Genomic DNA, 8,218 nt, shown 5'->3' with positions numbered 1-8,218 from the left:
CGCCCCTATCCTGTTCTGTCCCCCCATGGCCAGAAACCCGCTCCTGCTCGTTCCCAATCTCATCACCATCGCGCGCATTCTCGCGATCATCCCCATTGTAGCCCTGGTGATGGAAGGCAGCACCGCGCTGCGCATCGTTGCGCTGATCCTCTACATCCTCGCCGCTGCCAGCGACTGGCTCGATGGCTACCTGGCCCGCGCCTGGGATCAATATTCCCCCCTTGGCCGCATGCTCGACCCGATAGCCGACAAGCTCCTCGTCGGCATCCTCATCGCCGCACTGGCCTGGGATGGCAGCCTCTCCGCCCTCGACATGATCCCCGCCACCGCCATCCTGTTCCGCGAGTTTTTCATCCCCGGCCTGCGCGAATTCCTCGGCAATGCCGCAGTGGTCCTGCCGGTCAGCAAGCTCGCCAAGTGGAAAACCACCGTGCAATTGGTGGCCCTCGCCATCGTCTTGGCCGAACCCATACTGCCCGGCCTGGGCCTGGTCAGTGACATCGCGCTCTGGGCCGCCGGCATCCTGACCCTATGGACCGGCTGGCAATATCTCCGCGCCAGCTGGCCGCATCTGTCGGGCGACGCCAAATGAAAATCCTCTACTTCGCCTGGTTGCGTGAACGCCTCAACAAGGGCGAGGAAGACGTCACCCTGCCCCCCGAAGTCACCACCATTGCAGGCCTGCTCGATTGGCTGGCGGGCCGCGACGAAGCCGCCGCTCTTGCGCTCGAAAAACGCAGCCTCATCAAGGCCGCCATCAACGCCAAACTGGTGCAGCACGACACCTCCCTCGTCGGCGCCCACACCGTCGCCCTCTTCCCCCCCATGACCGGCGGCTGACATGGATATCCGCGTCACCCAGGACCCCTTCGATCCCGGCGCCGAATCCAACGCCTTTATCGCCCGCGGTGCTGCCGCCGGCGCCGCCGTGACCTTTACCGGCCTCGTCCGCTCCCTGCCCGACGATCCCATTCTGACCCTGACGCTAGACTGCTATCCCGAGCTAGCCATCAACCAACTGACCGGCCTGGCTGCCACCGCCGCCGCGCGCTTCCACCTGGCCGACGTCACCATCATCCACCGCTATGGCCCGATGCAGCCCGGCGAGCCGATCGTGCAGGTCATGACCCTCTCCGCCCACCGCCAGCCCGCCTTCGACGCCGCCCAGCTGATCATGGACCACCTCAAAACCGACGCCCCCTTCTGGAAGAAGGAGCAAACGGCGCAGGGTGAGCACTGGGTCGAAGCCAAATCCGCTGATGATAAAGCTAAGGCGCGATGGGAGTAGTTTTGGCCTGCGGTGCTGTTGTGCGCCTCAATGCTATCCCACCCACGGCTCTCCCTCGGGCTCGACCCGAGGGCCACTCGCCGCTTGTGCCGGGCTGGGGGAGACCCTCGGGTCAAGCCCGAGGGAGAACCGTGGTGGCTTGACCATCAAGCCCCAACCACCAAGCGTCCCCACACCCCGCAAAAACAAAAGGCCGGGCTTCCACCCGGCCTCCTGAACTCACAATGGCAAAAATTACTCCGCCGCCGCCCGCTTGGGCTGCACCTCGGCCGAATACGCATCAATCAGCGTCCGGCAAGCCTCGCCCGGCGTGAACTTGAATTCGCCGATCTCGCTGACCGGGGTCACTTCCGCGGCCGTGCCGGTGAGGAAGCACTCGTCGAACTGGCTCAGTTCCTCCGGCATGATATGCCGCTCGGTCACGGTGAAACCGTTGCGCTTGGCCAGGTCGATCAGCGTCTGCCGCGTGATGCCGTTGAGGAAGCAATCGGGCGTCGGCGTGGTGATATCCTTGCCCTTGATGAAGAACACATTGGCGCCCGTGGCCTCGGCCACATAGCCGCGATAGTCCAGCATCAGCGCATCGGCATAGCCATTGGCCATGGCCGCGTCCTTGGAGAGCGTGCAGATCATATAAAGACCGGCCGCCTTGGCCGAGGACGGAATGGTCTCCGGCGACGGGCGCTTCCACTTGCTCCATTCGAGCCGAATACCCTTGAGCTTTTCCTCGACCGAGAAATAGCTCGGCCACACCCAGGCAGCGATTGCCAGATGCACCGTATTATTGCGGGCCGGAACGCTCAGCTCTTCCGAGCCGCGCCAGGCGACCGGACGAATATAAGCATCAACCAGGCCGTTCTTTTCCAGAACCTGCCGCTTGGCCTCTTCGATCTGCTCGACCGACCAGGGAATGGTGAAATCCAGCGTCTTGCCCGAACGGATCAGCCGCTCGGTATGCTCACGCGATTTGAAGATTTCCCCGCCATAGGCGCGCTCGCCCTCAAACACCGAGCTGGCATAATGCAGCCCATGCGTCAGCACGTGAATCTTTGCGTCCTTCCAGGGTTTGAACTCGCCGTCAAACCAGATCCAGCCTTCACGCTGGTCCATTGGCACGCCTGCCATGATCCTCTCCCGCATCCATTGATTGCGCGTCCGGCCACAACGGCCCGGCGCTTTTGGCGTCGATCATGCCCCAGGCCCAAGCCCTTGGCAAACCACAAAGGCTTTGGGATAAGACTGATTGGCGTCCTGATGGAAATACAATGGCAGCAGACCAAAAAAATGTCAACATAGCTGACATAAATTTCACCGAGATCGATCGCGACGCGCTCCCGCTCGATATTATGGGGCTGTTTTTCTTTGCCTACCGGGATTTTACCGGCGATGCCGATGCCCTGCTCGAGCGCCAGGGCTTTGGCCGCGCCCACCACCGGGTGCTGTATTTCGTCAATCTGCGCCCCGGCATGCCGGTGGCCGATCTGCTCGACATCCTCAAGATCACCAAGCAGAGCCTGGCCCGCGTACTGCGCCAATTGATCGATAACGGCTATATCGAGCAAAAAACCGGCCATTCCGACCGCCGCCAGCGCCTGCTCTTCGCCACCGACAAAGGCCGCCAGCTCTTTTCCACCCTCTCGGCCTCCCAGGCCAGCCGCATCGACGCCTCCATCGCCGCCCTCCCCCCCGAAGCCGCCCGCATCGTCCGGCGGTTCCTGGTCGGCATGGTCGAGCCGGGTGATCGGACTGTGCTGGATCGGCTGAATTTGACGGGCGGATTGTAAGCTAGCCCTAACTCCCAAAGACCTCATGGTGAGCCTGTCGAACCACGAGGTCGAGCGAGTGGAGGAGCGAGTGCCACGACCTCGTCCTTCGACAAGCTCAGGATGAGGTCTACTGAGAGTGCCGAGAAGTTGCCCCACCCACGGAGCCACCCCTCGCCCCTTGAGGGAGAGGGACCGATCATTCTTCGTCCAGAAGAATGATCGGGGTGAGGGGTTCTGCGCCCTCCCATGCCAGAAACGCAGAAAGAGACCCCTCATCCCAACCGAAATTCGCCTTCGCGAATTCGGTATCCCTTCGGGCACCTTCTCCCTCAAGGGGAGAAGGAAGAGCAGAGCGCTCAACCCCGCCCCAATTCCTCACTCCGCTTCCTTGCCGCCGCAACAGCCCGCGTCATCAGCGGCACCAGCCCGTCATCGGCCATCAACACCGCCAAAGCCTCAGCCGTCGTCCCCTTGGGCGAAGTCACATTCTGCCGCAACACCGCTGCCGGCGCCGGATCGGCCTCCATCAGCGCCGCGGCGCCAATCACCGTCTGCCGCGCCAATTGCATGGCCATGGCCGCCGGCAACCCTTGCTGTTCCCCAGCCGCCGCCAGCGCCTCGACCATGTTGAACACATAGGCCGGACCCGATCCGGAAACCGCCGTCAGCGCATCGATATCGCCTTCATCGGCCAGCCACACCACCTGCCCCGATGCCGCCAGCAGCGCATCCGCGTTCGCCTTGTCGGCTGCCGTCACATCGGCGGCAGCCACCGCCCCGGTAATGCCCTTGCCGATCTGCGCCGGCGTATTGGGCATGGTGCGCACGACCCGGCCCGTCCCCAGCCCGCGCGCCAGCCGCGCACTATCAATGCCCGCCGCAATCGACAGGACAAGCGTCTGCGGCCCAACCACCGGCTGCAGCTGCTCCATCACCCCATCGATGATCTGCGGCTTGACCGCCAGCACCAGCACATTGGGCAAGAGCCCACTGGCCTCGGCATAAATCTGCAACTCGTAATCCCCGGCAAATGCCTTGGCATCTTCGCTCGGAGAAGGATCAACCAATATCAGATTGCTCTCCGGCAATCCGGCACTGAGCCAGCCCTTGGCCATGGCCAGGCCCATCTTGCCGGCACCAACCAGCATGACCGGGCCGATATCGCGCAAGGACACGCTCATGCCTCGCCAACCGTTTCAAACATCACATGGGTCAGTGCATCGGCAGCCGTCTTGCCCGCCCACACCACAAACTGGAACGCCTGGTAATAGAGATCGCAGCTATCGGTGGCCGAGCGCAGCAGCGCCTCGCATTGCTGCGGCGACACTTCAGCGCCTCCGGTCAGCAGGTGCGAATTGCGGAACAGCACCACGCCTTCCTTGTTCCAGATGTCGAAGTGCCCGATCCACAATTGCTCATTGATCAGCGAAATGAGTTGCTTGATCTCGTTGCGCCGCCCCTCGGGCACCTTGAGGTCGAACGCACAGGCGATGTGCAGCGACTCCAGGTCTTCCATCCAGTTGAACGAGACATGGTAGTCGCTCCAGCCGCCCCGCACCGAGATGGAAATCTCGTCCGCGTCCTGGCGTTCGAAGCTCCAGTCGTTGATCGAAGCGATATGCTCGATAATGTCCACCGGGTGGACGACGCGATCCGGCTCGACTTGAAGGAGTGACATTGACGATTCTCGTCCTGGCAACGCGTGTGTTCGAGGCATGCGACCCGCGATGGGGCCGACACAATTTCGGGTACTCAAGGAACTGGCCGCACGCACTAGGCTTACGAATCGTCCTGATGATTTGACCCTACACCGCCCCACTGATTCAGGGGACGCGCGGCAGCAGGAGGACGGCAATCTCTTGTGGATGATCGGCCCGCCAACGTTAACAGTCCGTTAACAAAATCCCGCTTTTGCGCGGGAAAAGCGGCCCAAAACGGGGCAGTTTTAATTGGCACCGCAAAGCTCGGAGCAGACCTCATGGTGAGCCTGTCGAACCACGAGGTCGTGCCACCGATCAGCTATCACGCCACGACCTCGTCCTTCGACAAGCTCAGGATGAGGTCTACTGAACGCTAAAATCAGGCCTTGGCAGCCTTGCCGCCCTTGAGCGCCGCCAGTTCCTTGCGCAGCGCATCGATCTCTTCGCCCTGCACCTGAACCAACTCACGCAGCGCGTCGAAATCCTCGCGCTTGACCAGGTCCATATCGGCCACGAAGCGCTGGGCCTGCGACTTTACAGCGGTCTCCACTTCCCGCCGCACGCCATCGGCCACGCCGGCCGCTTCATTCATCACCCGGCCCAAACCGTCGAAAAGTTTGCTGTTCTGGGTCATCGCACACCTATATTGTTGGTCGCCACAGCGGGCACTCTTAGTTGATATCTAGGCCCTTGATCCCGACTTGACCAGAGCGGGCGAAGCGGCAATGGTCCGCCCGATTGCCGCAGGAGCCCCGCTTGCCCTTTCCAAACATCGATCCCATCGCCTTCGCCATCGGCCCGCTCGCAGTGCGCTGGTATGCGCTGGCCTACCTGTTCGGAACCCTCTTGGGTGCGGCCTATGGCTATCTTCTGCTGGCCAATACGCGGCTCTGGCACAAGGGCGAGCCGCCGTTCAAGGCCCAGGATATCTGGGATTTTGCCTTCTGGACCATGCTGGCCATCGTGCTGGGCGGACGCATCGGCTATGTGCTGTTTTACAATCTGCCCTATTATCTCGCCAACCCCATCCAGGTCTTCAATACACTCGATGGCGGCATGTCCTTCCATGGCGGCATGCTCGGGCTGATGCTGGCGGCCATCGCCTTCACCCGCTCCAAAGGCGGCAATTGGCTGAGTTCGCTCGATCTGATCGGCTCGGTCGCCACTATCGGCCTGCTACTCGGCCGCATCGCCAATTTCGTTAATTCCGAACTCTATGGCGCGCCGACCAATCTGCCCTGGGGCGTGATTTTCCCCACCGATCCGCTCGGCGTGCCGCGCCATCCCAGCCAGCTTTATGAAGCTGCGCTCGAAGGCATCGTGCTGTTCCTCGTCATCCGCGTCGCCACCCATGTCTTTTATGCCCTGCGCCGCCCGGGCCTGGTCGCCGGCATATTCGGCATCGGCTATGCCCTCTCCCGCATCGCGGTGGAATTCGTGCGCCTGCCCGATATCCAGCTCGGCTACCTTTATGGCGGCTGGCTCACCATGGGCCAGGTGCTCAGCCTGCCGATCCTCGTGGCCGGGATCGGGCTGGTGATCTACGCGATGACGCGCAAGCAAAGCGGCCTGCGATGATGACAGAAAACCCAACCCTGCCCGAACTCATCGACATGCAGATCCGCTCCACGGGTCCCATGTCGGTCGCCACCTATATGGGCCTCTGCCTCACCCATCCGCGGCAGGGCTATTACAAGGGCGCCGATCCGCTCGGGGCCAAGGGCGATTTCGTCACCGCGCCCGAAATCAGCCAGATGTTCGGCGAGTTGGTCGGCTTTTTCTTCGCCAATATCTTCCAGCAAATGGGCTCGCCCAAGGCCTTCACCCTGCTCGAACTCGGTCCCGGCCGCGGCACGCTGATGGCCGATATGCTGCGCGTCGCCTGCCGCGTCGAGGGCTTTCGCGATGCGCTCGACCTGCGCCTCTTTGAAACCAATCCATCCCTCATTGCCGAACAGCATGCCCGCCTCGAACCCTATGATCCCAAGTGGATCGACGGTTTCGACAAGGTCGGTGATGGCCCCCTGCTGGTGGTCGCCAACGAATTCTTCGATGCCCTGCCCATCCGCCAATTCGTACGCGGCGCCGAGGGCTGGCACGAACGCATGGTCGGCCTGGTCGATGGCCAGCGCGCCTTTGGCCTGTCGCCCACGCCCATCCCCCAATCGGCCATGCCCGATGCCATAGCCGACGCCGAACCCAATGCGGTCTTCGAAGTCGGCCTCGCCGCCGGCGAAGTTACCGCCCGCCTCGCCCGCACCATCTCCGCCCAGGGCGGCGTACTGCTGGCGATCGACTATGGCTATGGCAGCACCCAAACCGGGGAAACCCTGCAAGGCGTGCGCCGCCACGCCTATGACGATGTCCTCGCCTCCCCCGGCGATACCGACCTGTCCGCCCATGTCGATTTCGAAGCCATCGGCAATATCGCGCGCAAGGCGGGCCTCGCCGTCCATCCGCTACTGGGCCAGGGCCAGTTCCTCACCCGCCTGGGCATTAGTGACCGCGCCAAGGCCCTGAGCGCCGCCAATCCGGGCTCGGCCGCCGATATCGCCAGCGCCAAGGCCCGCCTTATCGCCCCCGAGCAGATGGGCGACTTGTTCAAAGCCTTCTGCGCCGCCAGCCCCGGCCTCATGCCACCCGGATTTACCCAATGAACGTGCCTCATGAGCAGAGCGCTGGCCTGATCGCCATCCCCGCCGTGCGCCACGCCTTTTTCGGCCGCCAGGGCGGGCTCTCCACGGGCATCTTTGCCGGCCTCAATGTCTCCGACACCGGCGGCGACGATCCGGCAATTGTGGCCGATAACCGCAAGATGGTCGCGGCGACACTCGGCTTTGAGCCTCATCAACTGGCCCTGCTCAAGCAGGTTCATTCCAGTGCCGTCGTCACACTGACCGGCCCGCATACCGGCCCGCGCGTCGAAGCCGACGCCATGGTCACCGCCCGCCCCGGCGTAGCGCTGGGCATCCTGACCGCCGATTGCACCCCAATCCTCTTCGCCGATCCGGAAGCCGGCATTGTCGGGGCCGCCCATGCCGGCTGGCGCGGCGCCATTGACGGCATTATCGGCAACACCATCGCGGCCATGATGGCGCTGGGCGCCAATCCCGCCCGCATCCTCGCCGCCATCGGCCCCACCGTCTCGGCCCCCAATTACGAAGTCGGCCCCCAATTCATGGCCGATTTCCTCGCCCTCCATCCCGGCGGCATGGACTATTTCACCACGCCCCCCGGCGGCCGCGAACACTTCAACCTGCCCGCTTTCGTGGCCGACCAGATCGCCTCGTCCGGCGTCAGCAAAATCGATCGCGTCGGCCTCTGCACCTATGGCAATCCCGAGCGCTATTTCTCCCACCGCTATGCCACCCATCAGGGCACCACGACCGGCCGGCAGATCGCCGTCATCGCCCTGACGTGAATCTTATTTAGCTATCATCCATTTGTTCCGTTGCGAGTCTGGT

At 63.0% G+C, this 8,218-nt stretch carries 11 protein-coding genes; 7 read left to right on the top strand and 4 right to left on the bottom strand.

Features of this window, described 5'->3' with window-relative positions; genetic code table 11:
- The 3 genes from pgsA to FF80_RS19980 all read left to right on the top strand — a co-directional run.
- A partial coding sequence (gene pgsA, locus FF80_RS19990) for a CDP-diacylglycerol--glycerol-3-phosphate 3-phosphatidyltransferase (RefSeq protein ID WP_348270340.1) occupies nt 1-592 on the top strand: 592 nt, incomplete at its 5' end.
- Complete coding sequence (gene moaD / locus FF80_RS19985; RefSeq protein ID WP_035103552.1) at nt 589-840, top strand: molybdopterin converting factor subunit 1; 252 nt, start codon at nt 589-591, stop codon at nt 838-840. The genes pgsA and moaD, both read left to right, overlap by 4 nt.
- A gap of 1 nt (nt 841) precedes the next feature.
- Nucleotides 842-1,288 carry a molybdenum cofactor biosynthesis protein MoaE gene (locus tag FF80_RS19980; protein WP_035103550.1) on the top strand — a complete coding sequence of 149 codons (447 nt, stop codon included), beginning with the start codon at nt 842-844 and terminating at the stop codon, nt 1,286-1,288.
- Between the two features lie 234 nt (nt 1,289-1,522).
- Here FF80_RS19980 and FF80_RS19975 read toward each other — a convergent pair whose 3' ends face one another.
- Complete coding sequence (locus FF80_RS19975; protein WP_035103548.1) at nt 1,523-2,413, bottom strand: branched-chain amino acid aminotransferase; 891 nt, start codon at nt 2,411-2,413, stop codon at nt 1,523-1,525.
- A 140-nt stretch (nt 2,414-2,553) separates the two neighbouring features.
- Here FF80_RS19975 and FF80_RS19970 point away from each other — a divergent pair, with 140 nt between their 5' ends.
- Entirely contained in the window at nt 2,554-3,072 is a 519-nt protein-coding gene (locus tag FF80_RS19970; protein WP_081917570.1) for a MarR family transcriptional regulator, read from the top strand.
- 338 nt (nt 3,073-3,410) lie between these two features.
- Here the strand turns inward: FF80_RS19970 and proC are convergent, their stop codons facing one another.
- From proC to FF80_RS19955, 3 genes are all read right to left on the bottom strand, one after another.
- Nucleotides 3,411-4,229: a pyrroline-5-carboxylate reductase gene (proC, locus tag FF80_RS19965; protein WP_152558449.1), complete on the bottom strand. Its 819-nt coding sequence runs from the start codon at nt 4,227-4,229 to the stop codon at nt 3,411-3,413.
- Nucleotides 4,230-4,231: 2 nt separating this feature from the next.
- Nucleotides 4,232-4,732 (bottom strand): YbjN domain-containing protein, encoded by a 501-nt coding sequence (locus FF80_RS19960; RefSeq protein ID WP_035103544.1) that lies wholly within the window; start codon nt 4,730-4,732, stop codon nt 4,232-4,234.
- Between the two features lie 401 nt (nt 4,733-5,133).
- The gene (locus FF80_RS19955; RefSeq protein WP_035103542.1) at nt 5,134-5,388 is read right to left on the bottom strand and encodes an accessory factor UbiK family protein; all 255 of its coding nucleotides are present in this window, start codon (nt 5,386-5,388) and stop codon (nt 5,134-5,136) included.
- A gap of 122 nt (nt 5,389-5,510) precedes the next feature.
- Here FF80_RS19955 and lgt point away from each other — a divergent pair, with 122 nt between their 5' ends.
- Genes lgt through pgeF form a run of 3 tightly spaced genes read left to right on the top strand, consistent with a single transcriptional unit; the run spans nt 5,511 to nt 8,175 of the window.
- The gene (gene lgt, locus FF80_RS19950) at nt 5,511-6,332 is read left to right on the top strand and encodes a prolipoprotein diacylglyceryl transferase (protein ID WP_081917569.1); all 822 of its coding nucleotides are present in this window, start codon (nt 5,511-5,513) and stop codon (nt 6,330-6,332) included.
- On the top strand, nt 6,329-7,411 hold the full coding sequence (locus FF80_RS19945; protein WP_244445840.1) for an SAM-dependent methyltransferase: 1,083 nt from the start codon (nt 6,329-6,331) through the stop codon (nt 7,409-7,411). The genes lgt and FF80_RS19945 overlap by 4 nt, the downstream gene beginning before the upstream one ends.
- Nucleotides 7,408-8,175 carry a peptidoglycan editing factor PgeF gene (pgeF, locus tag FF80_RS19940; protein ID WP_035103538.1) on the top strand — a complete coding sequence of 256 codons (768 nt, stop codon included), beginning with the start codon at nt 7,408-7,410 and terminating at the stop codon, nt 8,173-8,175. The genes FF80_RS19945 and pgeF overlap by 4 nt, the downstream gene beginning before the upstream one ends.
- Nucleotides 8,176-8,218: the final 43 nt, after the last annotated feature.

It is taken from the genome of Devosia sp. LC5, assembly GCF_000735585.1.
GTDB lineage: Bacteria > Pseudomonadota > Alphaproteobacteria > Rhizobiales > Devosiaceae > Devosia.
The sequence above is the reverse complement of the archived record's forward strand: the minus strand, read 5'-3'. Positions and strand labels throughout refer to the sequence as shown.